The following is a 24,699-nucleotide window of genomic DNA, read 5'->3' on the forward strand; positions in this document are numbered from 1 at the left end:
TCCAACTCGGGGGCTTTTCGTGTATCGATGATGACACGACTTACATTTGCTACGTATAGACAGCATATTCGCACCGCCATGCGCAAGATGCCTCACACGGCATGCGGATCTATTCCCATTGCTTATCGTTTGACTTCCGCTCGCTTGAATACCCGCAACCATGCAGAAAGAATCGTTTCGCGATTTTTCCTCAGATAACGCAACATATCTCTCATATCACACGCGTCCACGCTTCCCGTATCCCTTGCAAGTTCAACGGAATCAGACGTGACCCAAAACTTCGTGGCGTCTTGCCGCTGTCTTTTTTTACTGACGTGGACATGAACTGGCTCTTCTCCGTCTCCAATCCAAAAATAGATGCAGTACCCCATATATTCAAGCAGGGCTTTTGGCATGTTCCCTCATCTCCTTGCGCCAGTCATCCCATATAATGGATTCATTGTCCTGAAGAAATTTCTCTATGACGAGCAAATCATCTTCCGAAAAGCCAAAGGATTTCTCACAGGCGACATCGGGAAGCCGCCACTCGGAAAAAGCGTTGTCATCGTCCCCCCGCTCAACACGAATCGCAAGATTGTCCCCCCCGTCACGATCATCATATTGTTTCGTTATATAAAACGACCATGGCACTTCATTTTTATAGAGTCGGCTGTACAACATGAGGATTCTCCTTTCCGCATCACGCCAAATCTCTTCCAAAATTATATAAAAAATCCACCTCGCATGCAAGGGAACGGCAATCAACGCCTTGCGCCTTCACACCTTATCCCGCCGCATCATCTCCAACACCTCGCCGAGCCTTCTCGCTACATCCTGCACCTCGATCGCCTTCATGCAGGCGTTCGTGCCCGAGGGACAACGCGTCTTGCAGCACGGAGCGCATGGGTACGGCGACTCGATGAAGAAGTTGCGTCCGTGCAGAGGGCCATAGATCGTCGGACGCGTCGGCCCCCAGAGGCTCAGCGTCGGCAGGCCGACGGCGGCGGCAATGTGCAGGGGACCGGTGTCGGGGCACAGGAGGAGCGTCGCTTCCTGCATCAGCGCCGCCGTTTCAAGGAGGCTCGTCTCGCCTGCGACGGAGACGGCTTTGCCGCGCCATGATGCTTCGAGCGTCTTCATCGCTTCACCAATGATGGGGCGATCGGTGCCGCTTCCCAAAAAGACGATCTGCACATCTTCCGGAAGAGCAGCGAGCGCGGCGCAGAAGCGCTCGGGCGGCCACTCCTTGCTCTGCCACGTCGTGCAGAGGCTCACGAGCACGATCGGGCGATCGGGCGCGATGGAGCGTGCGGCGAAAAAGGGCGCGGCGAAGCCCGTGAGCGCAGCGGGAAGCTGCAGCGCGATGCGCGTGTCCTCATGCGCGATGCCGAGCGGCGCAAGGGAAGCGAGGTAGCGGCGCACCTTGTGCGGCTCCGCCAGCTTCGGCGCCTTCTCTGTCATGAAGAAGCCCGCGCCCTCGTGACGCTCGCGCACGCCGATGCGGCGCGGCGCACCCGAAAGACGCGCGAGAATGCCCGTCAAGAGGAGATCCTGCACGTCGAGCGCGACATCAAAGCGGCGCGGCGCGAGAAGCGCGCGAGCCTCACGGAGCAGGCGAAAAGCCTCCAGAAAGCGCCCGTGCGCCACGGCGCGGTCGAAGGGCCTTCTATCCCAGACGAGCAATTCGTCGATCTCGGGGCATGCGGCGAGAAGTTCGTCGGCGGGCGGGCTCGCGAGCCACGCGATATGCGCCGCAGGCAGCGCACGGCGAAGCGCCCGCGCGACGGGCGTCGCATGAAGCACGTCGCCGATGGCGCTCAAGCGGATGATGAGGATGCGTGCGCGGGATAGATCCATAATGTTCCTCCTGCCTCGCTGAACATACGTTCAAAGAAGTCTGCGACAAAGTTTACGGCGGCGATTGCGTCTGCTATAATGAAAAGATATGATAAGCCGCTGCAGCGGATGTACGGCGGCTTCCTTACATTCTTTAATAAACCATTCTCGTTTTCTATATTACCATGAAACCCCAAGAGGTCAAGCCCAAAGGGCGCAGACCGATTGGCCAGGCTTCTGTAAGGGCGGCGCACTTTTGTCCACAAAGTGGACGTTTGTGCGTGTAGGTTACCATGAAGCCCCAAGAGGTCAAGCCGAAGGCGCAGACCGATTGGTTAGGCTTCTGTAAGGGCGGCGCACAATGTCCACAAAGTGGACGTTTGGCGCGTAGCTTACCATAGACGTGCGCCGTGCGCAAAGGAGAGATCGTCTTGCTCAAAGACTCTGCCATACATGAGTTGTCCAACGATATGTCATACCGCAAGGGCTGTCGCTACTTCAAGGACGGGCGCGTGGCGAAGCTCCTGCGCCGCCCCGGCACCTCCATCTACGTCGCGACCGTCGAAGGCTCGGAGGACTACGAGGTGCGCGTGCGCCTCGACAAGACGGGCGAGAAAATCGAGGCCTACGACTGCACATGCCCCGCTGCCGCCCTCTACGACGGCGCCTGCAAGCATGTCGTTGCACTCTTGAAAGTCATACAGGCAGGCCAGCTCGAAGAAGAAGGCGAGAGCGCCGCCACACCCGGGCCGTACCGAAAACCCACGGGACGCATCTTTGACTGCTTCGCACGCGCCAAGAAACACGCGCACTTGAACGCACCGAAGAAGCTTCTGCCTGCCGCTCTTCGCGAGGCGCCCATCTTCCTTGAGCCACACTTCTTCTTCGAGCGCCACTACGGCCGCTCCAACTGCTGGCTGGAGTTCCGCATCGGGCGCGAGCGGCTCTACGTCATGCGCAGCATGCAGGAATTCATGCGCTCCTTCCTCGCCGGCACGCCCATCGAATTTGGCAAAAAGCTGACTATCGACCCGCAGACAGCGACCTTCGCACCCGGCGTCTCGACGATGCTCTGGCGCTTCCTGCTCGACCTCTGGAAGGATGAAGTGAGCAGCCTCTACTACGGCGGCGCATACGGTGCTCGCCTGAGCGGAACCCTCTTCGAAGGCAAGGCGGTCAAGCTCACGCCGAGCGCACTCGTGCGCTTCCTCTCGCTCATGCAGGAAGCCGATGCTCCCTTTCAAGCAAAGACAGGCATGCACGAAGAGCGCACCGTCGAGATCGTCGAGGGAACGCCCGCCCTCGAATTGGGGCTTGCCGAGAGGTCGGGCAGCGGCCGCCTCATGATGCTGACGGACGAAGTCTGCTATCTGGACGACGACGCGCACTTCCTGCTCGTCGAAGATACGATCTACCATGTGCCGCCCTCCTTCTCCGCCGCCCTGCACCCGCTGCTCGAAGCCTTCGGCTCCTCGCGCTCGCTCCCCATCGCCGCGCAGGACATACCCGCCTTCTTCAGCACGATCCTGCCCGAAATCGAGAAGGTCGCCGAGGTGCAGATCGCGCCCGCCTTCGCCGAACGCTACGAAATCATGCCGCTTTCCGCCGCCGTCTACCTCGACTACTACGGGGACGGCATCGCCGCGCGTCTCGAATTTCACTACGATGAAATGAAGTTCAACCCGCTCGCGGGCAAAGCGCCGCAGGAAGCGCCGAGCGGCCGCCGCCTCATCCGCGACGCGGCGGGCGAGGCGGCGATCTTCGCCTTCTTCGACACCTATGACTTCCTGCCCGAAGACGGCCGCTTCGTGCAGAGTGACGAGGCGCAGAGCTTCCTCTTCCTCGACGAAGCCCTGCCCGAGCTTTCCAAGATCACCGACGTCTACTACGCCGACGCCTTCCACGAAAAGCCCGTGCGCCGCATGCCTCCCGTGACGATCGGCGTCTCGGTCAACGACGAAAACCTCCTCGACGTGACCTTTGACGCGGCGCAGCTCGACTTTGCCGAGCTCATCGGCGTGCTGCGCTCGTACCGCGAGAAGAGAGTCTACCACAGGCTCAAGGACGGCACCTTCGTGACGCTCGGCGACCAGCAGCTCGCAGGTCTCGCCGACTTCATCGAGAGCACCGGCATCAAGAAGGCGACCGACGCGCAGAACATCCGCCTGCCGCTTCGCCAGGCGCTCTACCTCGACGCGCTCGCCAAGGAGGACAAGAGCATCCGCCTCGCGCGAAGCAAGCGTTTCAAGAGCATCGTGCGCGACATCAAGAACCCCGTCGACGCCGACATCGAGCCGCCCGAAACGCTCAAGGGCGTGCTGCGCGACTACCAGCAGACGGGCTTCTCGTGGCTCTCGACGCTCGCCGCCTATCGGCTCGGCGGCATCCTCGCCGACGACATGGGACTCGGCAAGACCCTGCAGGTCATCGCCTTTTTGCTCGCGCACCGCGAGGAGGGAAAGCCGCCCGCCCTCGTCGTCGCGCCGACGTCTTTGATGTACAACTGGCTCGAAGAGATTGAAAAGTTCGCGCCCGAGCTCAAAGCTTCCATCGTCGCCGGCACAAAAGCGGAACGCGAGGCGGCTCTTTCGCCCGCTCTCAAGGACGCCGACGTCATCATCACGACGTACCACATGCTGCGCCGCGACATCGACCTCTACGAAAAGGAGCATTTCAGCCATATCTTCCTCGACGAGGCGCAGCAGATCAAAAACCCCGCGACGCAGGCGGCAAAGGCGGTAAAAAAGCTCCGGGCGGATGCCGCCTTCGCTCTCACGGGCACGCCGATCGAGAACAGCCTGACCGAACTCTGGTCGATCTTCGACTTCCTCATGCCTGGCTACCTCAAGAGCCGCAAGCACTTCCAATCGCAGTTCGAAACGCCCATCGTACGCGCCAAAGATCCGCACGCGAGCGCCGACCTCCTGCGCTACATCTCGCCTTTCATCCTGCGCCGCCTCAAGAAGGACGTGCTCGAAGAACTGCCCGACAAGGTCGAGCGCAAGATGACGAACGAGATGACCGACGAGCAGCGGAAGGTCTACCACGCATGGTTCGTGCAGGCGAAGAAGGAATTCGCCGCCGAGCTCAAGGCGCACGGCTTCGGCGAATCGCGCATCAAGATCCTGGCGATCCTTACGCGCCTTCGCCAGATCGCCTGCGATCCTGCGCTCTTCCTCGAAGATTACACGGGCGGCTCAGGCAAGCTCGACATGCTCGAAGAAGTCGTCGCCGATGCCGTCGCTGCCGGACACCGCATCCTCATCTTCTCGCAGTTCACGACGATGCTCAGCCACATCGCCGCGCGCCTCGACGCCATGAATCTCAGCTATGCCTACCTCGACGGCTCGACGCCCGCCCTTGAGCGCATGCGCCGCGTGCGCGACTTCAACGCGGGCGCGGAGCCGCTCTTCCTCATCTCGCTCAAAGCGGGCGGCACGGGGCTGAACCTCACGGGCGCTGACATGGTCATCCACTACGACCCGTGGTGGAATCCCGCCGTCGAAGATCAGGCGACCGACCGTGCCTACCGCATCGGCCAGAAGAACAACGTGCAGGTGCTGAAATTCATCACGAAGGACACGATTGAAGAAAAGATCTACGAACTGCAGGAAAAGAAAAAAGCGCTGATCGACCAGATGATCCAGCCTGGCGAGAACTTCCTCTCAAAGCTGTCGGAGGAAGAAATCACGGCGCTGTTCGAGTAAAATGAATCGGGGAAGCCGAAAAGCCTCTCCGATTTCCCTTTTCCCGCACAACGCACAGGGAGGCGAATAAAATGCAGCGCACGATTCTTCACGTCGATATGGACGCCTTCTTCGCCGCTATCGAGCAGCGCGAGCACCCCGAATACAGAGGAAAGCCCGTCATCGTCGGCGGGCTTTCTTCGCGCGGCGTCGTCGCGACCGCCTCCTACGAGGCGCGCCGAAGCGGCGTGCACTCGGCCATGCCCATGGAGACGGCGCGCCGTCGCTGCCCCGACGGCATCTTCGTACAGGGAAACTACGCGCTCTATCGCGCCGTCTCCGCCGAAATCTTCGCTATTTTCTCGCGTTACTCGCCGCTCGTCGAGCCGCTTTCCATCGACGAAGCCTTTCTCGACGTCACGGGCATGGGGCTTCTCGCGCCCAGCCCGCGCGTCCTCGCCCAAAAGCTCAAGGCGGAAATCCGCGAAAAAACCGCGCTCGTCGCCTCCGTCGGCATCGCGCCGAACAAGTTTCTCGCCAAGCTCGCGAGCGACCTCGAAAAGCCCGACGGACTCGTCGAGATTCGCGCAGAAGATGCCGTCCGGCGCATCGCACCGCTTCCCGTGCGCCGCCTCTGGGGCGTCGGCAAACGCACGGAGGAAAAGCTCGCCGCTTTGGGCATCAAAACCATCGGCGCGATGCAGCAAGCCGACGAGAAGAAGCTCGCACGCAGCCTCGGCACACGCGCGGCGCACGCCTTGAAGGAACTTTCCTTCGGACGCGACGAGCGGCGCGTCGAGCCTGAGCGCGAGGCGAAATCCATCGGCAAGGAAGTGACCTTCGAGCGCGACCTCGAAAGCGCTGAAGAAGCCGAGCGCGAGCTTTTGGCGCTCGCCGAGAAGGTCGGCTGGCGGCTGCGCCTCGCAGGCGTCACTGCACGCACGATCCAGATCAAGGTGCGCCGCGCCGACTTCACGACCTTCACGCGCAGCCGCACGCTCTTTGAAGCGAGTGCGCACGACGGGCCGATCTTCCAGACGGCACGCGACCTCTTCCGCGAGCTCGGCATCAAGAGCGGCATCCGCCTCCTCGGCGTCACGGGCGAGAACTTCGAGCCGAGCGCCCTGCCGTCGCTCTTTCGCGACGAAAAAAAAGAGCGCCTCTACGGCGCAATCGACGCACTGAAAAAGCGCTTCGGTGAAAGCATCATCACCAAAGCGCCGCTCATCGACAAAAATCCGAAGAAAGAATAGATGCCCGCACCAACATCCGCTTCGCGGCCATTGTGCATCGTCCTTAGCAAAACCTCGCAAATCATCCTACGCCTTCGGCTCGACCTCTTGAGGCTTCACGCTAACCCGCATGAAAAAGCATAGAGCCTGTAAAGCATCCGACTGGAAAGGCTGCTTTACAGACTCCACACAAGGCGAAAAGAGACCACCAGCCATAAATCTTCTAGCGACCCCTTTTCAAAGCAGATGTCCAAAATGTCGTTTGCTTTATATGTCTAAAACCTGCGACTCGCAGGTGGGCATCTTGAGTCTTGTTTCTGCTATTCGCTCGAAGGCGATCCAGCATCCGCAAGCCTAGCCGGATTCCCTTAGAAAACTGTAGGTTAGACATAATGAAAAGCTCACGTGCACCTCAGGCAACTTCTGCTTTGAACATATCATAGCATAACCTTTTTCTCGGCGCAAGCCTTGACAAAGGAATTTCCTTTCATTTCTCACTCGATCGTGATCTTGTCACCCAAGTTGAGGCGCGGCGGCAGGCTGCCCTTGACGATGAGTTGTCCGGGCATCGAGCCTTCGGCGTTGATGACGATCGTGCAGTGACCGTCCTTTCGAAGGTTCTCGTTGACCGCCTCGCCGACGGAGACGACCTTGTACTTCCTCTTCGCCCCCATCGTCAGCGTGTCGCCGACCTTGACATCGTCCGTCAGTTCCCCCGCCGTATGCTCGACGACCATCTCCGTGAGGTTCGGGCGCACACCCTCGTCAAGCAGGATGATGCTCGAACTGTTCTCCAAGAAATTCGGCGCAAGGCTGCCGATATTCGTGATCGTGACGTCGTATTTCATGTCTCAGTCTCCTCCCAGCAACACGACTCTCTATCGTATTTCCAGTATATCACAAAATGCCGGGACTGACTAGGACTGCTGCTCGTCATTCGTTCTTCGGCTGCGCCGGATAAAGCAAACCATATTCTGTGCTAAATAATTCCCTGCCTTGCCCCGAAAAGATATGCTATAATATAAAAAAGGTCAACTGGCTCTCCACCTGAACGAAAGGAGGAAAAATGTCAAAGAAAGCACAGATTTTCCAAGCATTCGAGCAACAGCGCTTCGATCCGATGAACGATGTTGCTTTCAAATTTATCTTCGGCAAAGAGGAACGCAAGCAGATCACCATTGATTTTCTGAATGCCGTGCTGCAAGAATCGCTAGGGCATGCGATCCGTGATATTACCTTTCGGCAAACGGAGATGCCGCCTGACGCCGATGGCGGAAAACTGTCGCGTCTGGACATTGCCTGCGAGCTTGATACGGGCGAACTGGTCGATGTAGAAGTACAGGTCATTAATTATAACGATATGCAGCGCCGCACGTTGTTCTACTGGGCACGCCTGTACCTTCTTTCTCTTTCGCGCGGTGAAGATTATCGCGTCCTGCGCCCTGCTATTACGATCAACCTCCTTGCATTTGAGCTGTTGCCGCAGTCGGAACCCGTAGCGATGTACAGTATCTACAATCCCAAAACAGGCGACCGGCTGAACAAGGACATGGAACTGCATTTTATAGAAATTCCAAAGTATATGAAGGCACCGCCAAAAAAGATCGGCGAATTATCAAAAATGGAGCGTTGGCTTGCGTACTTTGCAAACAAACTCACAGATCTGGAAAGGGAGGAATTGGCCATGAGCGAACCTGCAATCAAAGAAGCGATGGAAGCCGAGAAGCTTTTCCTGTGCAATCCGGACGAGTATCTTCGTTACGTCAATCGGCAAATGGCAATCATGGACTATCGTTCCAGTCTGCAGGCTGCCGCCGAGGAAGGTGAGGCACGAGGCGAAGCGCGGGGTGAAGCGCGGGGCGAAGCACGGGGCGAAAGCCGTGTCACGCGTCTCATGTCCCTGCTCCTTGAAGCAGGGAAAATCGAAGAAGCGCGCGAAGCGTCCAACAACGAAGCGGTAAGAAAACGCCTTTTTGAAAAATACCGCATTGAATAATGCTAAACGCAAAAACGTCCAAGAGGTTCATGCCTCTTGGACGTTTTTCTGCGTTACTGCTTGTTCTTGATATAGTTGAGCTTGCCGCCCGCCTTCAGCATCTCGATGTCGAGCGCTGAGAGCGCGTGGTGCGTGCTGAAGCTCGTCTTCTTCGTGCGATTCTCCACGCGGACGGGCGCATCCGGCGCGAGCGCGGAGAAGTCGAGGAAGAGCACGTCGCCCTCGGCGATCGACTCGTAGTCCGCTGCCTCGTCGAAGAGCAGTGGCACGATGCCGAAATTCACGAGGTTCGCCGCGTGGATGCGCGCAAAACTCTTGGCCAGAACCGCCTTGATGCCCAAATACATCGGCGCGAGCGCCGCGTGCTCACGGCTCGAACCCTGCCCGTAGTTCTCGCCCGCGACGATGACGCCGCCGCCCGCCTTCTGGCAATGCGCCTTGAATCCCGCCTGCACGTCGCGAAAGACGAACTCGGAGATCTTCTCGATGTTCGAACGGTACGGCAGAACCTTCGCACCCGCCGGCATGATGTGGTCGGTCGTGATGTTGTCGCCGACCTTGATGACGACTTCCTTCTCGATCGCAGCGGCGAGCGGCGTGTTCTCGGGCAGCGGGCGGATGTTCGGCCCCTGCACGACCTCGACGCTCTCGGGATGCTCGCGCTCGGGCGCATAGATCATCGAGTCATCGACGAGGAACGCGTGCGGCTCAGCGGGCAGCCCAAAGTCGGCCTCGCGCGGATCGGTGATGACGCCGCGGATGGCGCTTGCCGCCGCCGTCTCAGGCGAGACAAGACAGACGTTCGCCGAAAGAGTGCCGCTCCTGCCCTTGAAATTGCGATTGAACGTGCGCAGCGACCACGCATTCGTCACGGGCGACTGCCCCATGCCGATGCAAGGGCCGCACGTGCACTCCAAGAGGCGCGCACCCGCCGCGAGGATCTTGGCGAGGCCGCCCGCTTCCGCAACCATGGAGAGCACCTGGCGCGAGCCGGGCGACAAGACGAGCGAGACGTTCGGCGCGACGCGCTTGCCGTCCAAGATGGACGCCACCGTCATGATGTCGCGGTACGACGAATTCGTACAGCTGCCGATGGCGACCTGGTCGATCGGCTGCCCCGCGACCTCGCGCACCGTCTTGACGACGTCGGGCATGTGCGGCAGCGCAATCAACGGTTCGAGCGCCGCAAGGTCGATGTCATAGCGCTCATCGTAGACCGCACCCGCATCGGCAGCGAGTGCGCGGAACACATCTTCGCGCCCTTCGCGGCGCAAAAATTCGCGCGTCACCTCGTCACTCGGAAAGACTGACGTCGTCGCGCCAAGCTCCGCGCCCATGTTCGTGATCGTCGCGCGCTCGGGCACAGAAAGCGTCTTGACGCCGTCGCCCGTATACTCGATGACCTTGCCGACGCCGCCCTTGACCGTGAGCATGGAAAGCACCTTCAAGATGATGTCCTTGGCGCTCACGCCCTTTGAAAGAGCGCCCGTCAGACGCACCTCGATGACGCGCGGCATGTTCAGCATGAACGGCTCGCCCGCCATCGCGCACGCGACATCGAGGCCGCCCGCGCCGATCGCGAGCATGCCGATGCCGCCGCCCGTCGGCGTGTGCGAATCGCTGCCGAGGAGCGTCGCGCCCGGCCTTCCGAAGCGCTCAAGGTGCACCTGATGACAGATGCCGTTGCCGGGACGCGAGAAGAATACGCCGTGCTTCTTCGCGACCGTCTGCAGATACTTGTGATCGTCAGCGTTCTCGAAGCCGCTCTGCAAGGTGTTGTGGTCGACATAGCTGACGGAAAGCTCCGTCTTCACCTGATCGACGCCCATCGCCTCAAGCTGCAGGTACGCCATCGTGCCCGTCGCATCCTGCGTCAGCGTCTGGTCGATGCGTATGCCGATCGGCGCTCCCTTTTTCATCTCGCCCGTCACGAGATGCTCGTGCAGGATCTTTTCCGTCAATGTCAACGCTTTTGCCGTCATAAAGACACTCCCTTTGCCGCCGCCCCGCCGCAGGATGCGCAGCCATTGCGCAGACCTCGGCAAAGCCGCCTTTGCTTTTCCTTTCATCGGAAACGACGAATGTACCCGCCCTTTCCTTTCGTTAAGTTATCACAAAGCGGCGCAAGCGTCAACACTTCTATGCAAATTTTATTATAGGAGCAATAACCCATTTTATATATTTGAACTGCGTGCTATAATGCATTTGTGCTTTTCGGAAAGACCATTTCCGTGAGCATGGTCAATACAAGCTGTTCAGCTGAAAGGGGACATTGCCATGGACAAGGCAATCCATCTCGCGCAATTTTACGGCAAGTCGCAGAACTACACGACAATCGCCAAAGATCTCTTCAAGAAATACAACGTCAAACGCGGCCTCAGAAACGAGGACAAGACGGGCGTCTTGATCGGCCTGACGCGCGTCGCTGACGTCGTCGGCTACAAGGTCGACGACGACGGCCACAAGATCGACGCCGACGGCGAGCTCTTCTATCGCGGCATCAACGTCATGGATCTCGTCAATTCCGCTGACCGCTCTTCCTATCTCTATGAAGAAGCGTGCTTCCTGCTGCTCTTCGGCTACCTGCCGTCGGAAGACGACCTTCGGCGCTACTGTCAGAGCCTCAAGGAAGGCTATGAACTGCCCGAAGGCTTCCTCGAAACGCACCTGCTGCACCATCCGGGCAAGAACCTCATGAACCAGCTCCAGCAGTCGATCCTCGCGCTCTACAACTACGACCCCGACCCGGACGCGACCGACGTCTACCAGACGCTCATCAAGGGCGTGAACCTCATGGCGAAGCTGCCGTCCATCGCGTGCTACACCTACAACGCCAAGACGCACTACTTCGGCCGCGAAAGCCTCGTGCTGCACTACCCGCAGCAGGGCTTCTCGACCGCCGAAAACATCCTCTCCATGCTGCGCCTCGACGGCAAGTTCACGCCGGACGAAGCGCGTCTCTTGGACATCCTGCTCCTTTTGCACGCCGACCACGGCGGCGGCACGAACTCGACCTTTACGAACGTCGTCGTCTCCTCGACCGACACCGACCTCTACTCAGCGATCGCCAGCTCCATCGGCTCGTTGAAAGGGCCGCGCCACGGCGGCGCCAACGTGCGCGTCGCCAACATGATGGACAAGGTCATCGAGGCCGTCGGACTCGATGCCGACGATGCCGCCATCGAGCGCGTCATCGAGCGATTGCTGAACAAGGAACTGGACAATCCCTCGGGGCTCGTCTACGGCATCGGCCATGCCGTCTACACGCTGTCCGACCCGCGTGCCGAAGTCATCCGCGACCATATCGGCAGGCTCGCGGCGAAAAAGGGCGTCGAAAGGAAATTCGACTTCTTCGTGCGCTTCGAGCGCGTCGCCAAACGCTATCTGAGCGAGAAGAAAGGCGTGAGCATGTCGAGCAACATCGACTTCTACAGCGGCCTCGCCTACGAGATCCTCGGCATTCCGCGCGACCTCTTCACGCCGCTCTTCGTGCTTTCGCGCACGGCGGGCTGGATCGCGCACAACGTCGAGCACAAGCTCTACGACAACCGCATCGTGCGCCCCGCCGCCAAGTACGTCGGCACGATGGAAGACTATGTGCCGAGGGAGGAACGCTGAATGACGAAGAACACGATCACCGTATTCAAAGGCGACGGCATCGGCCCTGAAATCACGGATGCCGTCCTCGAAATCCTCGAAAAGGCGGGCGCAAACCTCGCATACGAAATCTTTAACGTCGGCGAAGCCGAGTACGAGCGAAACGGCGCACTGATTCCGGAAGCCGGACTCGCCTCCTTTGAAAAGACGCACGTCCTTTTGAAATCCCCCATCACGACGCCCGTCGGCAAGGGCTTCCGTTCGCTCAACGTCACGCTTCGCACGAAGTACGACCTCTATGCGAACATCCGCCCCGCGAAGTCGAACGAAGCCGTCCGTACGCCCTTCCCCAAGGTCGATCTCATCACCTTCCGCGAGAACACGGAAGACCTCTATGTCGGCGTCGAGGAAGAAATCGACGAAAACACCATACACGCGACGAAGATCATCACGCGCGAGAAGAGCGAGCGAATCTGCCGCGCCGCCTTCCGCTACGCCGAAGCACATGGACGAAAGAAAGTCACGTGCGTCCACAAGGCAAACATCATGAAACTCTCGGACGGACTGTTCCGCTCCGTCTTCTACGAAGTCGCCAAGGAATTTCCCGCCATCGAAGCCGACGACAAGATGGTCGACGCCGTCTGCATGATGCTCGTCATGCACCCCGAAAACTTCGACATCATGGTCATGCCGAACCTCTACGGCGACATCGTGTCCGATCTCACGAGCGGACTCATCGGCGGCCTCGGGCTCCTGCCGTCGAGCAACATCGGCGATCGTTTGGCGATGTTCGAAGCCGTGCACGGCAGTGCGCCCGACATCGCGGGCAAAGGCATCGCGAACCCCACGGCGTTCCTGTGGTCCGCCTGCATGATGCTCGAACACCTCGGCGACAACGAGACAGCCGCCCGCATCCGCCGCGCCGTCGACAAGACGCTCAAGGAAGCGAAGAGCCTGACCCCCGACCTCGGCGGCACGGCGACGACGCACGAATACACGAAGGCGATTGTTGAGAAGCTCTGAAGAAAAAAGAGAAGCCGTCCCATGCGTCAAAGCCGGCGCATGAAACGACCCCTCATACAGAAAAACCGCAGCCAACCCGGAAGGGTGACTGCGGTTTTCTTTCTGTCTGCCCTATGCTCAATGCGCTGCCTTGCGGCAGGCAGGACACATGCCGTAGAAATACAGCTGTTTGCCCGAAACGGCATAGCCCGTCTCGTTCTCCACCTGCTCGACGAGATCGCCCGTATCCGCCTTGTAGACGTCATCCACACGACCGCAGCTCACGCAGCAGATATGCGGATGGCTCGTCGTGTTCGCATCGTAGCGGAAGCTCTCCTCGCCGACGTTCAAGACCTGCACCAGACCGACCTTGCTCAGAATGTCGAGCGTCTTGTAGACCGTCGCCAAGCTCATCGTCGGATACGTCGGCTGCAATTCGCCGTAAATCATGTCCGCCGTCGGGTGCGCCTTCGTATGACAGAGCACGTCGTAAACAGCAAGCCTCTGCGGCGTCACCTTGAATCCCTTCTCGCGCAGCAGCGTCGTCACTTCCTGCATCACCATGATGTTCTCCTCCTTGCACACAGGCACATCCGAGTGCGAACGCAAGAGCCGCCCGCGGAAAAGCCTCGTTCCTCAAAGACTGCTTTCTTAGATTCTTTTTTCTAACAATGAATCGTCGTTAAAAAGCAATCTCACTAAGTTCATTTTAGCGCAAGAAAGTGCTTTTGTCAATAATTTCATGCTTCTTGCAAATAAGAAGACTGTACACAAGCCGACTTATGCACAGTCTCCTTCTCTCTTCCTGTCGTATGAACACTCACAAGGAAATCAATTCATCGTTTCCTTGCCGCCCGTCACCTGCAGTACCTTGAGCACCTCACGACGTGGCGCGAGGTCTACCGCCATCGCCGCCATTTCCAAGGCTTCCAGACGCGCGTTGATGTAGGCCGTGCTGCGGCGCACCTCCTGCGTCACGCGGCACGCTTCCTGCGTCTCCTTTTCGAGTTCCGAAATCTGCCCGCTCGCCGCCTCGTAACGCGCATTGAATGCCTCGAAGCGTGCATTGAGCTCAGCAAAGCGGCGGTCGAGCGCCGCAAAACGCGTATCGAACTCCGCGAGCCTCTCGTCGATCTCTGCCAGCTTCGCCTCGCCGCTCGCCAGGCGCTCGCTCACACGACGGACATTTTCATCCAAATTTTCTATATCGTGACGCGTCCATTCGCGCAAATTTGTGCTATCTTTCATTGCTTTCCCTCCGATGTTATTATACCACGACTTTTCTCCCTAGTCCAGAATGTTTGGGGATGAAATAATAAAAAGCCGCTATTTTCCCTGCGCGATGGAAAAACAGCGGTATTTCAACGGAAGAACAGCATGACGAAACCGCCGATCGTCGGCATTCCAACGATAGCAGCTTTTAATAAGGGGCGCGGCGCGAGGTGCGTGCATTTTGCTCCGACGAAAGCCCCAATCATCAGCCCGAAGAGCGTCTGCACGAAGATGTCGAGATCGAGCCGCCCGTTCATCATATAGCCGAGTCCGCCCGCCGCCGAAATCGGCAGAATGACCATCATGCACGTGCCGATCGACTGCAGGAGCGGCACGCCGAAGACGCAGAGCAGCGTGAGCTGGATGAAGGCCGCCGCCCCGATGCCGAATGCGCCCGACAGAAAGCCGTTGACAAAGCCGAGCGTCAGTCCGTAGACGACGAGCTTCCTGCCTGCAAGAAGCTCACCGCGCACATGGAAGATGCGGTCGAGGAACTCGGCACGATAGACCTTCATGTAGAGCGTAAATGCCGACAGGAGCAGCATCAGCGCCGTCAGAAAGCCAAGCTCCTCGGACGGCATCACGTTCGACGCCTCCGCGCCCAAGAGTGCGCCGAGGACGCCGCCCGCACCGAGTACCGCGCCCGTCTTGACAACGACCTCGCCCTCGCGGAAGTGGCTGATGGCACCCGAGAGCATCGTGAAGAACATAGACGCGAGCGCGACGCCGAGCGCCGTATGGATCGGCACGCCGAATCCAACGGTCAGGAGCGTGATGACGACGCCCGCGCCGCCCGCGCCAACGAAGCCAATGAGCGCCCCCAAGATCAGCATCGAGAAGAAAATCATTTTTCTTCCTCCACATCCTCCGTCAGCGCATGCTGACCGAGCATCGTCGTCAGATTGTCGCGCGTGAAGCGATAGGCGCTCGAAGAGAAGTCCTGTGTCGCATCGTAATGGTTCGACTGCGCATGCAAGATGCCGGCGACCGTGTCGTAGATCATGTCGTTCGTGAAGTACTGGCTCTCGTGACTCCTCAAGGCTGCCGCAACCGCTGGCTCCGCCGCCTGGCAGGCAGGCGACATGTATACGAACATCGGGATGCGCACCATGTGGAAGTTGAATACGTCGGGATTGTGCGAAATCACCAAGTCCTCACCGTGATCGGAGAAGTATACCATCGCCTGCAGGTTCAGATTGTCCCGCGCGTACTCGAAGATGCGCCGCAAATTGTCGTCCGTGTAGAGGATGCTGTTCGCATACGACTCGGCATTCGTTCCTGCGCCGCCCGCCGCATTGACCCAGCGCTCGAACGAGGCGGGATAGCGGTTGTTGTAGTAGATGTGGCTGCCCATGATGTGCAGCACGATGAAGTTGTTCTTCGAACCGTCGATCTCGGTCAGATACTGCAGAAGATTCTCGTCGTATTTCTCCGTGAAGAGATACGAATCGTCGACCCACTCCGCGCGATCCGCCGTCTTCGCAACGAGCGTGATGGCGCTGTCGTACTGCCCGTAGCGCCCCTGGTTGCTGAACCAGTACGTATTGTAGCCCGCCTTCTTCGCCACATCGATGAGCGATGTCGAGTTGTAGAATTCCTTGTCGTTGTACTGGCTCTGCTCCGTCAGCGCGCGCTGCAAGACAGGCACCGTCTGCGACCAGCACGAATAGGCGTGGCGGAAGACGACGAAATCGGGATCTTCCATGCGTGCGGCGAGCCACGGCGTATCATCGTAGGGGAACGTCGGCGTGTACGCCTTCATGAACGTGCGCGACGCCGATTCGCCAATGACGACGATCACCGTGCCCGGCGCCTTGGCGGCAAGCGTGTCCTCGGGCGTATCGAGCTTGAGTCCGGCGAAGCGCTCGTCATAGTAGGCGCTGTACTCCTGCGTCTCGGCGACGTAGTCGGAAACCTCCTTCCAACTCAGCGCGATCGACGTCTCCGGCAAGACGAAGAACGGGATGTAGACGCCGAGGACGCAGCCGAGCAGGAAGAGCGCCGCCCGTTTGCCCGCCGTCAGCGGATGCGCCGCCAGATGACGCGCTTGGCGCATGTTGCCTCGATAGCAGAGCCACAGGAATGCGAGAAAAGCGATGACGATACCAATCAGTGCGGGGATGCCAAGCATCGCCTCAAGGAAATCGACGCTCTCATCGGGATTCGTCAGATAGAGCGCCATGAGCGATGCGGGCGTCAAGCAGTGCTGGTAAATCGAGAAGTAGACGATCTGCACGAAGGGAATCGCGAGGCACACGAAGTCAAGCGCGGCAAAGAGCGCGGCGACGGGGCGCGAGAGCTTTCCGTAGGAAAATGCCAGCGACTGCCAGGATGCGAGCAAGAGGAAGATTCCCGTGCCGCACAGAAAGTCGAGCCGTATGAGCGAGACGTACCACGGCGTAGCGTACGACCACGAGTAAAGGAGAGGGAAGGTCACGCACCACAAGACGCCTGCGAAGAGATGCGGCGCGTGGTTCAGCGAAAACAGCCGCTTTCGTGCGCCGTACTGAAAGAGCACGAGCGCGCCGATCACAGGCAGAAGCCACGGCAGATAATTGGCCGGCGTCATGTCCTCGCCGATATTGATGTAGAAAGAAACGAGCGCAAAATAAAAAACGAAAGCCGCTACGACATACCGCATGCCCTCGTTCTTCTCCTCTATGGAAAACCGCATGGAAAACCGCATCCTTTGCCTATGTTATAATTTGGGAAAAGAGTCGCCGCACCGCATTGTCAAAAGTCGAAACGGACTCCCCCATGTTCTTCTAAGTATAGGGAAAGCCCCCGCTTTCGTCAAGAGGATTTTTCCTTCGCATGAAAAGAGATGTCCGCCTTTCAGCAACCGCCACAGGAACACATGCCGATTTATTCGGCAAATAAACCGCTTTCCTAGCCGCTTTTTCAGGCAACATGCTCTCGTCAATTATTTCGCCATTTCCACGCGGTCGATCCTCGTGCCGTCGGGCAGGAAGCACTCGACGGTGAGCGCTGCATCTTTCGCTTCCAAGACGAGATAGTTGTCCGTCTCGGGCTGCGGCGCGACTACCTCATCAAGTGCATGGTCGATCCAGAGATTCGGGTAGCGCACATCGCCCGCGACGCCCGTCAGGATGTAGACGGGGCCTTTCGCCGAGCGTCGAAACGCCTCGATATGACCGCGATTGCGGTAGGTGTGCAAATGCGCCGTCAGCACGAGATCGATGCCGAGCGTATCGAAAACGGGCATGAACGCTTCGCCTATGTCGGAAAATCCCTCCGTGCGTTCGGGGCGCTGATGAATGCGGTACTGCAGCACATCCTTGTGCAGGAGCGCGATCTTCCACCGCTTGCGGCTCTTTTCCATATCCTCGGGCAGCCACGCGAGCTGCTCCTCCAAAAGCCCCTGCTTGAAATCCGCCGTCTCGTCCATCTGCGTATTGAGCACAGCGAAATGGCACATCCCATAGTCAAACGAATAGTAATAGCGTGAGAACGCCTCGCTGCCGTTGTCCGGCACGGCGAACTCCCGCAAATATGCTTTTGGCAAACGTACTTGCCAATTCCTGTCGTACGTCTCATGATTGCCCATGACGGGCGCAAAAGGAATCTGCTCGATCATGGGCGCGACTGCCGAGAGCCATGCATCCCACTGTGTATGATCTTCGCCGTTATCGACGAGATCGCCCATGTTGACGAAGAAGCCTGCATCGGGGTTGCGTTTCCATGCTCCTTGCGCGACGTCTCGCCAGACTGAATAATCGCTCGACTGCGAGTCGGGGAAGATCAGCGCCTTGAAGCCACCGCGCTCCGCCGGCGTCGTCAAAGGCCGCCACTCGCTCGCCTCCTCGCCGTTCACTAGCCGATACTCGTAACGCCGTCCCGGCATCATCCCCTCAAGCTCCGCCGCATGCAGCACCGCCGCGCGCCCGTCGTCCGTAAAATTCTCGTTCGTCGCCGCCGCGCGTTGCACCTCCTGCGCCCCCGCCTCGCGCCACTCAACAGCCGCCGCGCTCTCCGCCGCCTCCGACTGCCACATGATCGTGCGCGAAACGGAAGGATCGCGCGTGATGATCTGACGGACGAACTCCGCCTCGATCTTTCGAGGATTCGCAATCCTGACGAGCCGCTTTGCCGCTCGTCCGAGGACATCGAATCTCTGCGCCAAAAAGCCACCACCCACGATGACCGCCGCCCCGCCCACAAACTTGAGGAATGTGCGGCGATTTATCTTATATTGATTCTTCATGCCCTGCCCCTTATAATATCTCCGTTTTTATTTTCAGCATTCATGATCTTTCAAAAACTGCAATCCTGTTATCAACGCATTCCACATGAGCATATCAAACTCATCCGCTCTCTCGAAATACACTTCCTTATAGCCAGATCCATCGGTATCGTAATAGAACCGATCTTGCGCATGTTCATTATAGGGATAAAATCTCAACTCGACCTGCGGTTTCTCAAAAACAGCATTAGCGTCATTCTTATCTACGCTAATTAACTGTTCCTTCATGACAAAAGGCTGATGACCTTCTTCCGGCACTCGAAGAACCTTGATCGATCTTCCATTGAGATACACGTGAGCAAACTGAGTAGAACCCACAAATGGATACACGGGATCGTCATGCCAATACTTCGGAGCAGCATCCGCTTCCAAAACAGCTACAAAGCATGCAACGAAAAGCATAAAGAATCCTAGGATATACAGTTTAAAGTTTTTCACGCTAACCCTATCCTTTCATCGTAACAATACGCCGCCTTCGTACATTGCTGAACGTAGCAAATCCCTCTCGCCATAGTTCTCATTCTACAACGAGAGGGATTTATATTCAATATCCATAGAAGCATTCCGTCATCGTCACTCCACTGGAAAACACATTTACCAGTCAACGAAAAACAGATAGTTTTCGTATCGTAATCTTAAAACTGTCCGTTTTTGAAACTTTATGTCATAACAATACGAATTCTCCAGGGTGATTGACCATGGTTGAAGTTCCAGAAGCGCAATATGACGGAATACGGCGCATCAATGCCCGTGATTGGCTTCTGATGTGAGCAGAGTTTCATAAATCTCGGTATGGGATTCGCTCTACAAAGATTCTTAAACAAAATGCAATAATACAACCCTCTTTGCAGGTTTTTCTTCCTATTATGTCGAATAAGAACCGCATGCTCAATTTACTGACATTACGGACATATTTTCCTCACGGCAATCATCCCTCCACACACCTACATTTTAGAAAGAGGGATTTTGATGAAGCTATTGTGCCTGCTCTTCACACTTGCCGCGCTCTTTTGTGCCGGTTGTTCCAGCAGCGTTGCTGACAGCATCGGAAAAGATGTTGAGGACACTCTGAGCAATACCCAGCATGCGAAAAACCGCTATGTTCAAATGGTCAAAAACGGCCATCCAAATGAATATCCCAACCGGACTTACGAGCAAGCCTTTTCCAATTTCTTCGCCCAGCCACAATGGAAATATTTTAAAAGCGATGACCAGCAGAACGTCGTCTAATTCACTGGCGACTGCACGTACCAAGATGTTCCTGTCAAGGCCAGAATCCAGTTCGTCGTCGACGAAAAAGCCGGTACCTTTGAAACGACGTATCTCGCTTTCAATGAGGTGCCGCAAAATCGTTTAGTTCTATCCGCCCTTCTCGAAAAAACATTCACAGAACCACTGGAAAAATAAAGCATACTAGAGGACATCAAAAAAGCACTGTGAAAACACGCACAGTGCTTTTCTATTCTACTGCACAGCCGTCAGCAATTTGGCAAAATCGGTCTTGAACTGCTTCATATCTGCGGCGGACGTGATGATAGAAGCGAAGCACAGCTGAACCATCCTGCCAGCAAGATACAGATTCTATTCCTCTTCCACCAAGGCGCCGTCCACATACTTTTCAATATGAATCCCCGCGATTGCATAGAGGGCACTGTCATCGAGCACATAGTCTTCCCCTGCAATACCTTCCGGCAGCGCATTGGAATGATTCTCCAAGATGGCTTCATCGCGCCCAAATATATCGCGAATCTCCTTGGCATTCTGCTCAACGATCGAAGTATAGGGAATCACGAAAATGATTCTTTTCTTTCCATACAACTGTACATGGCGCAGCGCGAACCGCATGCCGGCAAGCGTCTTGCCACCGCCCGTCGGCACGGAAAGCTTGTAGATTCCCGGAGCGTTTTGCGCTGCCCGCAGACAATCGTCGCTGATCTTCTGGCGAAGCCCGGCAATCTTCTTCGCCGTTTCCTTCTGCGGCATAGGAAAACTCTTGAGCCTCTTTTCTAATTTTACAGAAAATTCATCCCACAGTATCTCCGTATGCCACTCTTGCGTCAATCGTACATCCAGCTCGAACTCGGCGCTGTCCAGGCGATCGGCATCGACCAACATCTGAACAGAAGCTTGTGCACCATGCCCCAGGCAAAGTGATAATTCTCCGTCTCCTCCGATGCGCAGGACTGAATCCTCGCATCGAGTGCGGAAAACTCGCCGACCGCTTCCGCAAAAAGGCGATCGAGCGCCTCTTCTCCGATGACCTCGCGGTAATAATAGGCGAGATCAACACGCTCCAGCAAATCATCTTTCTCCACGCGCCGCAGGAAATCGGCGTAGCCTTTCTTGTCGACATAATTCATCAGCCCCGAATGATGCGAAAAAATCACAAGCGCTGCCATATCCGCCGCAAGCTGCCCCTCTTCCGAGTGCGCACCATACCGCCGCAGCAGCAGCTGCCCGCCCGCCGTAGCATGATCAACTGTGCCTCGACGGCTATGGTCGTCCGGATTCTGGCGGCAATAAGCAAGATACTCCGCAAACTCCTGCGTGCACTTGCCGAGATCGTGCAGCAGACCAATCAGGCGCGCTGTTGCCGAAAGCCCGATGCCTGCGGCAAACTCCGCCATGAGATCGCCCACGCGCCGAAGATGCTCCGACACCGTCTGCTCCGCCGAATCGTCTCGCCGTATATGCGCAAGATAGTCCCCCATCATCGCTCCCCACCCTTCACATACAGGCTGCCGCGCATGGAAATCCAGTCCCGTCCAATGCGACATAGACTTCCGCCGCCGGAACATATGCAACCTTTCTCAGCCGGTGACCTTTTCCTTCTTCATGCCGCGAAGCGCACCCTTTGCCCAACAGAAAAAAAGCATGCGCAGAATCGTAAACATAGTCATGTTCAGCAAGAATCAGCAGAAGCTCCTCTATGCTGTCCGGGAAATAAGCATACAGCTGCATCTTCGACGCATACGCTCCCATCTTCTTCGTACCATAGGCAGAGAAAAACTTCTTTGTATCCTTGTTATTATTCAACAACACCTGCAAATACTTTTTCGCCATCTCCTCCTTGCCCTGCTTATACGAAAGCACCGCCATAGCAAGCGGGAAGCGCGTCCCCCAGTCTCCGTTGTAGGCGTCAAAAAGCTTGTGCGCCGCTTGCTCTTCTTCGAGATACCCATAAAGGTGAATGAGCGTATACCGATCGTTCTTACAAAGGCGAAGCATCGACTCACATGCCTTCGCCGCCAGCCGCATCTTACGATTCATCAGCAACGTCCCTACATAAGTCTGGCAGACCCGCATGTACGGACGCGTTTCAATCAGCCCCCAAAAGTCGCCGATCGATGCCTTGCGAAAATACCCCTGTTCCCGCAGCTGCTTCTCAGCCTTTTGCTGCAGTTCGAAGAGACGCATTTCCTGCTCATAGGGATTTTTCGATGTCTCCTCAATTTCCATCAACGCTGCATCCACATGATCCGGCTCAACCTCCCGCGCCTTCCGAATCCACTTCAACATCTCCCGCCGGCTTCCTGCCTCCTGCGCACGCTCCAAAAACGCATCCGCCGACTCCTCATCCTGCATCGGCTCAAGACTCACATCTCCAGCATTGAGCATCGTCACATACTGCTGCAGCAAAGCATCCATCTCCGCCTCACTCGGTTCCTCATGCCCCTGCTCCGCTAAAAAAACGCTGGAATCCCTCATAGAATTTCTCGCTATTACTCTTCACTATATTTTCTCCCCACTTTATGTTTTCATCATAATGATACCTTTTACGACTATTTCGACATAACCAAGGCGATTTCCTTATAACTGATAGAAAATTCAAAATTTCTTACGCATGACTATCTATCTCCGCGGTGCTGCTTGAGGAACTCATCCATCTGACCGATCCGCTTCGTTATGTCATCGATATGATCTGCGACTTGCAAAATCAACTGCTTTTGTAAAACCGTGAGAAATCCCTCAGCCGCCGGCATGGCATCCTCTACTCTGTCGCGAAGCACCTTCGGGAAATAACTTTCCATTTCATCCACCGGTACGGGCATATCCCTGTCCAACATCTTCAGTAAGAGGTCATACGAACTTTTTCCATCGTTGCCGAACACGACACTGATCAGCTTAATATTGCCGCCTTCCAGCATCTCTTGCAGATAATTAAGCTCACGCGCACGTTCGCCGAACAAGATTCTCCGATATCGAAAAACTCCTCCCAAGTCGCGCTGCTCACGCTTCTGAACATACTTCACCTTCAACACGCCATACTGCAGCAAATCCGCCATCCACTCAGCATCCTTCAAGCCCGGATTTCTTCCGGGAACATACTTCATGTGCCGAGAATCGACGAGTATGATCGGCAAATGCGAGACCTCGCAAGCGTTGTAAATGGCGTTCGAATAAGCACTCGCACCCTCCACGGCAGCCATCTGGCATTCTGCCTCCAAGAGCCATCTCACCAACGTACGAATCTCCTCGCTCGTCGTGCCACACGAACGAACTTCATACGTATTGCCACATTTGAGACAAGCAACAATAGTTCGTTTGTGCACATCAATCCCACAGCAACGCTCGTACATGATCTCCATGAAGATTCCCCTCCCTTTCGTACAACGAGGGCTCCTTGTTTATGGCTCATTTCACCACGAAGGACGTTTTCGTTCATTGCGGTGCCCCCTAGGCGTGGTGGTTTACACAAACTACTTGACACACCCCAATTTCGGAAAAACAACGACAGAAAAAGGAAACGCTCCAGAAGCAGCACTTGAAGACAGCGTGAGCCTGTGCTATGCGCATAGAATTACAGGAAATCTACGAACAGTCTACCCATCGAGACGAGGCGGAGGAGCGTTTGAAAAAGCTCTGCAGCTGGATGATGCACGCAAGGCTCGAACCCATGAAGAGACTTTGCGGCACAATCCGAAATCATTGGGATGAAATCCTGCATTACTTCGAGCATCCCTATACCATACGAGTATAAAGAACATTTGTTTTTCGACTACCCATATCAAACAGCGAGGAGCCCTTATATGGCTATCATGGCGCGAGAAATTTTTTGCCTGACTTGAATTGGATACGCACGAACAGGTGCATATCGTCGATTCTTTTTTTCGTAAATATCTTTTTCGACAAGCACTTCTCCCAACGCCCCTACCGCGTCAGCGTACATAAGAAGGCAAAGGAAGCAAAGGAAAAATTTATCTTTGGTATTCTTTGCAAAACGCTTATCTCGCGATGTAATTATTGCCGCAGATATGAGAACTACGGCAATAGGAACAGGAGAAAGAATTGCAAGAAGCAAGAGTTTTGGTGTAGGAATTTTATATTCCCTTAGGTTCATATAGATGCCAATACATGCTCCTGTGTAGACAACCGCTGCTATAAAAAACAAGTCTGGCATTATAATCAGCTCCATTCACCTATCTCTACATACAAGATCTACGGCCGTAATAAGAACGACACTTCCCAAGCAGTTCCAGATATAAGAAACGGGAATCATCGGAGTCGAAAAACCGATAAAGCTCTTCGACGTTACGATACAAAGAGCTCCATGATTCGGTACGACTACAAAGATTCCAAAAAGACCTAGGATAGCAAAAGTGGCCCAAAACATGCAGATTGCTGTTTCTATTCGTATAATCTTCTCTTTAGACCAACCTTTATATCCAAAACTTATACAATCCATTAGAATGGGAAGGATAAACAAGAACAGTGAAACAAAAAAGGATGTGGGAGAAACATCCAGTGCAAGCACAAACCATGCAACAACGGTATAGATAAATCTTCCACCAATGTGTGACAAAGCGAGAAAGTTCTTTTTGTGATCTTCCTGCC

At 56.2% G+C, this 24,699-nt stretch carries 23 protein-coding genes and 1 other RNA gene; 7 read left to right on the top strand and 17 right to left on the bottom strand.

From position 1 onward, the window contains the following. Positions 1 to 122: 122 nt before the first annotated feature. The 3 genes from RWS31_RS05105 to RWS31_RS05115 form a co-directional block, all read right to left on the bottom strand. Positions 123 to 395 carry a DUF4160 domain-containing protein gene (locus tag RWS31_RS05105; RefSeq protein WP_314596514.1) on the bottom strand — a complete coding sequence of 91 codons (273 nt, stop codon included), beginning with the start codon at positions 393 to 395 and terminating at the stop codon, positions 123 to 125. Continuing rightward, the gene (locus RWS31_RS05110; RefSeq protein WP_294175942.1) at positions 376 to 660 is read right to left on the bottom strand and encodes a hypothetical protein; all 285 of its coding nucleotides are present in this window, start codon (positions 658 to 660) and stop codon (positions 376 to 378) included. The genes RWS31_RS05105 and RWS31_RS05110 overlap by 20 nt, the downstream gene beginning before the upstream one ends. A gap of 96 nt (positions 661 to 756) precedes the next feature. Beyond that, complete coding sequence (locus tag RWS31_RS05115) at positions 757 to 1,836, bottom strand: glycosyltransferase family 9 protein (protein ID WP_314596515.1); 1,080 nt, start codon at positions 1,834 to 1,836, stop codon at positions 757 to 759. Between the two features lie 410 nt (positions 1,837 to 2,246). Here RWS31_RS05115 and RWS31_RS05120 point away from each other — a divergent pair, with 410 nt between their 5' ends. Both RWS31_RS05120 and RWS31_RS05125 read left to right on the top strand, forming a co-directional pair. Beyond that, positions 2,247 to 5,522, top strand: a complete 3,276-nt coding sequence (locus tag RWS31_RS05120) for a DEAD/DEAH box helicase (RefSeq protein WP_314596516.1) — start codon at positions 2,247 to 2,249, stop codon at positions 5,520 to 5,522. A gap of 71 nt (positions 5,523 to 5,593) precedes the next feature. After that, complete coding sequence (locus RWS31_RS05125) at positions 5,594 to 6,754, top strand: DNA polymerase IV (protein ID WP_314596517.1); 1,161 nt, start codon at positions 5,594 to 5,596, stop codon at positions 6,752 to 6,754. A gap of 222 nt (positions 6,755 to 6,976) precedes the next feature. Here RWS31_RS05125 and ssrS read toward each other — a convergent pair. Both ssrS and RWS31_RS05135 read right to left on the bottom strand, forming a co-directional pair. Further along, a non-coding RNA gene (ssrS, locus tag RWS31_RS05130) (6S RNA) lies at positions 6,977 to 7,155 on the bottom strand. A gap of 72 nt (positions 7,156 to 7,227) precedes the next feature. Then, positions 7,228 to 7,581 carry a PTS glucitol/sorbitol transporter subunit IIA gene (locus tag RWS31_RS05135; RefSeq protein ID WP_009645371.1) on the bottom strand — a complete coding sequence of 118 codons (354 nt, stop codon included), beginning with the start codon at positions 7,579 to 7,581 and terminating at the stop codon, positions 7,228 to 7,230. A gap of 218 nt (positions 7,582 to 7,799) precedes the next feature. Between RWS31_RS05135 and RWS31_RS05140 the strand changes: the two genes are divergently transcribed. Then, the gene (locus RWS31_RS05140; RefSeq protein ID WP_314596518.1) at positions 7,800 to 8,729 is read left to right on the top strand and encodes an Rpn family recombination-promoting nuclease/putative transposase; all 930 of its coding nucleotides are present in this window, start codon (positions 7,800 to 7,802) and stop codon (positions 8,727 to 8,729) included. Positions 8,730 to 8,782: 53 nt separating this feature from the next. On the opposite strand, the gene RWS31_RS05145 is transcribed toward RWS31_RS05140, so the two are convergent. Beyond that, on the bottom strand, positions 8,783 to 10,711 hold the full coding sequence (locus tag RWS31_RS05145; protein ID WP_314596519.1) for an aconitate hydratase: 1,929 nt from the start codon (positions 10,709 to 10,711) through the stop codon (positions 8,783 to 8,785). 295 nt (positions 10,712 to 11,006) lie between these two features. Between RWS31_RS05145 and RWS31_RS05150 the strand changes: the two genes are divergently transcribed. Next, the gene (locus tag RWS31_RS05150; protein ID WP_314596520.1) at positions 11,007 to 12,347 is read left to right on the top strand and encodes a citrate synthase; all 1,341 of its coding nucleotides are present in this window, start codon (positions 11,007 to 11,009) and stop codon (positions 12,345 to 12,347) included. Next, positions 12,348 to 13,349 carry an isocitrate/isopropylmalate family dehydrogenase gene (locus RWS31_RS05155; RefSeq protein ID WP_314596521.1) on the top strand — a complete coding sequence of 334 codons (1,002 nt, stop codon included), beginning with the start codon at positions 12,348 to 12,350 and terminating at the stop codon, positions 13,347 to 13,349. It begins immediately after the preceding gene. Positions 13,350 to 13,466: 117 nt separating this feature from the next. Here RWS31_RS05155 and RWS31_RS05160 read toward each other — a convergent pair whose 3' ends face one another. The 6 genes from RWS31_RS05160 to RWS31_RS05185 form a co-directional block, all read right to left on the bottom strand. Continuing rightward, entirely contained in the window at positions 13,467 to 13,892 is a 426-nt protein-coding gene (locus RWS31_RS05160) for a Fur family transcriptional regulator (RefSeq protein WP_009645384.1), read from the bottom strand. A gap of 267 nt (positions 13,893 to 14,159) precedes the next feature. Beyond that, positions 14,160 to 14,576 (bottom strand): hypothetical protein, encoded by a 417-nt coding sequence (locus RWS31_RS05165; protein WP_314596522.1) that lies wholly within the window; start codon positions 14,574 to 14,576, stop codon positions 14,160 to 14,162. Between the two features lie 113 nt (positions 14,577 to 14,689). Then, a complete protein-coding gene (locus tag RWS31_RS05170) occupies positions 14,690 to 15,448 on the bottom strand; it encodes a sulfite exporter TauE/SafE family protein (protein ID WP_314596523.1) in 759 nt (252 codons plus the stop codon). Then, positions 15,445 to 17,274, bottom strand: a complete 1,830-nt coding sequence (locus tag RWS31_RS05175) for a phosphoethanolamine transferase (RefSeq protein ID WP_314596524.1) — start codon at positions 17,272 to 17,274, stop codon at positions 15,445 to 15,447. Before RWS31_RS05175 ends, RWS31_RS05170 begins: the two co-directional genes overlap by 4 nt. A 249-nt stretch (positions 17,275 to 17,523) precedes the next feature. Beyond that, positions 17,524 to 18,825: a metallophosphoesterase family protein gene (locus tag RWS31_RS05180; protein ID WP_314596525.1), complete on the bottom strand. Its 1,302-nt coding sequence runs from the start codon at positions 18,823 to 18,825 to the stop codon at positions 17,524 to 17,526. 33 nt (positions 18,826 to 18,858) lie between these two features. Then, entirely contained in the window at positions 18,859 to 19,302 is a 444-nt protein-coding gene (locus RWS31_RS05185; RefSeq protein WP_314596526.1) for a hypothetical protein, read from the bottom strand. Positions 19,303 to 19,833: 531 nt separating this feature from the next. On the opposite strand from RWS31_RS05185, the gene RWS31_RS05190 reads away from it, so the two are divergent. Further along, positions 19,834 to 20,094, top strand: coding sequence for a hypothetical protein (locus tag RWS31_RS05190; protein WP_314596527.1), 261 nt, complete (start codon positions 19,834 to 19,836; stop codon positions 20,092 to 20,094). A 351-nt stretch (positions 20,095 to 20,445) separates the two neighbouring features. On the opposite strand, the gene RWS31_RS05195 is transcribed toward RWS31_RS05190, so the two are convergent. The 4 genes from RWS31_RS05195 to RWS31_RS05210 all read right to left on the bottom strand — a co-directional run bounded on the left by RWS31_RS05195 (position 20,446) and on the right by RWS31_RS05210 (position 23,453). Further along, positions 20,446 to 20,847 (bottom strand): DEAD/DEAH box helicase family protein, encoded by a 402-nt coding sequence (locus RWS31_RS05195; RefSeq protein WP_314596528.1) that lies wholly within the window; start codon positions 20,845 to 20,847, stop codon positions 20,446 to 20,448. Between the two features lie 74 nt (positions 20,848 to 20,921). Beyond that, positions 20,922 to 21,578 carry a CRISPR-associated endonuclease Cas3'' gene (locus RWS31_RS05200; protein WP_314596529.1) on the bottom strand — a complete coding sequence of 219 codons (657 nt, stop codon included), beginning with the start codon at positions 21,576 to 21,578 and terminating at the stop codon, positions 20,922 to 20,924. A gap of 13 nt (positions 21,579 to 21,591) precedes the next feature. Then, positions 21,592 to 22,572, bottom strand: a complete 981-nt coding sequence (locus RWS31_RS05205; RefSeq protein ID WP_314596530.1) for a hypothetical protein — start codon at positions 22,570 to 22,572, stop codon at positions 21,592 to 21,594. 140 nt (positions 22,573 to 22,712) lie between these two features. After that, complete coding sequence (locus RWS31_RS05210) at positions 22,713 to 23,453, bottom strand: transposase (protein WP_314596531.1); 741 nt, start codon at positions 23,451 to 23,453, stop codon at positions 22,713 to 22,715. Positions 23,454 to 23,653: 200 nt separating this feature from the next. Between RWS31_RS05210 and RWS31_RS11040 the strand changes: the two genes are divergently transcribed. Beyond that, on the top strand, positions 23,654 to 23,845 hold the full coding sequence (locus RWS31_RS11040; protein WP_399553736.1) for a transposase: 192 nt from the start codon (positions 23,654 to 23,656) through the stop codon (positions 23,843 to 23,845). A 45-nt stretch (positions 23,846 to 23,890) separates the two neighbouring features. On the opposite strand, the gene RWS31_RS05215 is transcribed toward RWS31_RS11040, so the two are convergent. Then, the gene (locus RWS31_RS05215; RefSeq protein ID WP_314596532.1) at positions 23,891 to 24,280 is read right to left on the bottom strand and encodes a hypothetical protein; all 390 of its coding nucleotides are present in this window, start codon (positions 24,278 to 24,280) and stop codon (positions 23,891 to 23,893) included. Positions 24,281 to 24,699: the final 419 nt, after the last annotated feature.

It is taken from the genome of uncultured Selenomonas sp. (genome assembly GCF_963528755.1).
Lineage (GTDB): Bacteria > Bacillota > Negativicutes > Selenomonadales > Selenomonadaceae > Selenomonas.

Excerpts from the sequence above, each read along its gene's own strand:
- RWS31_RS05175 (WP_314596524.1), bottom strand. The coding sequence starts at position 17,274 with ATGCGGTTTTCCATAGAGGAGAAGAACGAGGGCATGCGGTATGTCGTA.
- RWS31_RS05180 (WP_314596525.1), bottom strand. The coding sequence starts at position 18,825 with ATGAAGAATCAATATAAGATAAATCGCCGCACATTCCTCAAGTTTGTG.
- RWS31_RS05170 (WP_314596523.1), bottom strand. The coding sequence starts at position 15,448 with ATGATTTTCTTCTCGATGCTGATCTTGGGGGCGCTCATTGGCTTCGTT.
- RWS31_RS05155 (WP_314596521.1), top strand. The coding sequence starts at position 12,348 with ATGACGAAGAACACGATCACCGTATTCAAAGGCGACGGCATCGGCCCT.
- RWS31_RS05125 (WP_314596517.1), top strand. The coding sequence starts at position 5,594 with ATGCAGCGCACGATTCTTCACGTCGATATGGACGCCTTCTTCGCCGCT.
- RWS31_RS05140 (WP_314596518.1), top strand. The coding sequence starts at position 7,800 with ATGTCAAAGAAAGCACAGATTTTCCAAGCATTCGAGCAACAGCGCTTC.
- RWS31_RS05190 (WP_314596527.1), top strand. The coding sequence starts at position 19,834 with ATGAAGCTATTGTGCCTGCTCTTCACACTTGCCGCGCTCTTTTGTGCC.
- RWS31_RS11040 (WP_399553736.1), top strand. The coding sequence starts at position 23,654 with ATGCGCATAGAATTACAGGAAATCTACGAACAGTCTACCCATCGAGAC.
- RWS31_RS05115 (WP_314596515.1), bottom strand. The coding sequence starts at position 1,836 with ATGGATCTATCCCGCGCACGCATCCTCATCATCCGCTTGAGCGCCATC.
- RWS31_RS05195 (WP_314596528.1), bottom strand. The coding sequence starts at position 20,847 with ATGCCGCAGAAGGAAACGGCGAAGAAGATTGCCGGGCTTCGCCAGAAG.
- RWS31_RS05145 (WP_314596519.1), bottom strand. The coding sequence starts at position 10,711 with ATGACGGCAAAAGCGTTGACATTGACGGAAAAGATCCTGCACGAGCAT.
- RWS31_RS05105 (WP_314596514.1), bottom strand. The coding sequence starts at position 395 with ATGCCAAAAGCCCTGCTTGAATATATGGGGTACTGCATCTATTTTTGG.
- RWS31_RS05135 (WP_009645371.1), bottom strand. The coding sequence starts at position 7,581 with ATGAAATACGACGTCACGATCACGAATATCGGCAGCCTTGCGCCGAAT.
- RWS31_RS05215 (WP_314596532.1), bottom strand. The coding sequence starts at position 24,280 with ATGGAGCTGATTATAATGCCAGACTTGTTTTTTATAGCAGCGGTTGTC.
- RWS31_RS05205 (WP_314596530.1), bottom strand. The coding sequence starts at position 22,572 with ATGAGGGATTCCAGCGTTTTTTTAGCGGAGCAGGGGCATGAGGAACCG.
- RWS31_RS05200 (WP_314596529.1), bottom strand. The coding sequence starts at position 21,578 with ATGATGGGGGACTATCTTGCGCATATACGGCGAGACGATTCGGCGGAG.
- RWS31_RS05210 (WP_314596531.1), bottom strand. The coding sequence starts at position 23,453 with ATGGAGATCATGTACGAGCGTTGCTGTGGGATTGATGTGCACAAACGA.
- RWS31_RS05150 (WP_314596520.1), top strand. The coding sequence starts at position 11,007 with ATGGACAAGGCAATCCATCTCGCGCAATTTTACGGCAAGTCGCAGAAC.
- RWS31_RS05165 (WP_314596522.1), bottom strand. The coding sequence starts at position 14,576 with ATGAAAGATAGCACAAATTTGCGCGAATGGACGCGTCACGATATAGAA.
- RWS31_RS05160 (WP_009645384.1), bottom strand. The coding sequence starts at position 13,892 with ATGGTGATGCAGGAAGTGACGACGCTGCTGCGCGAGAAGGGATTCAAG.
- RWS31_RS05110 (WP_294175942.1), bottom strand. The coding sequence starts at position 660 with ATGTTGTACAGCCGACTCTATAAAAATGAAGTGCCATGGTCGTTTTAT.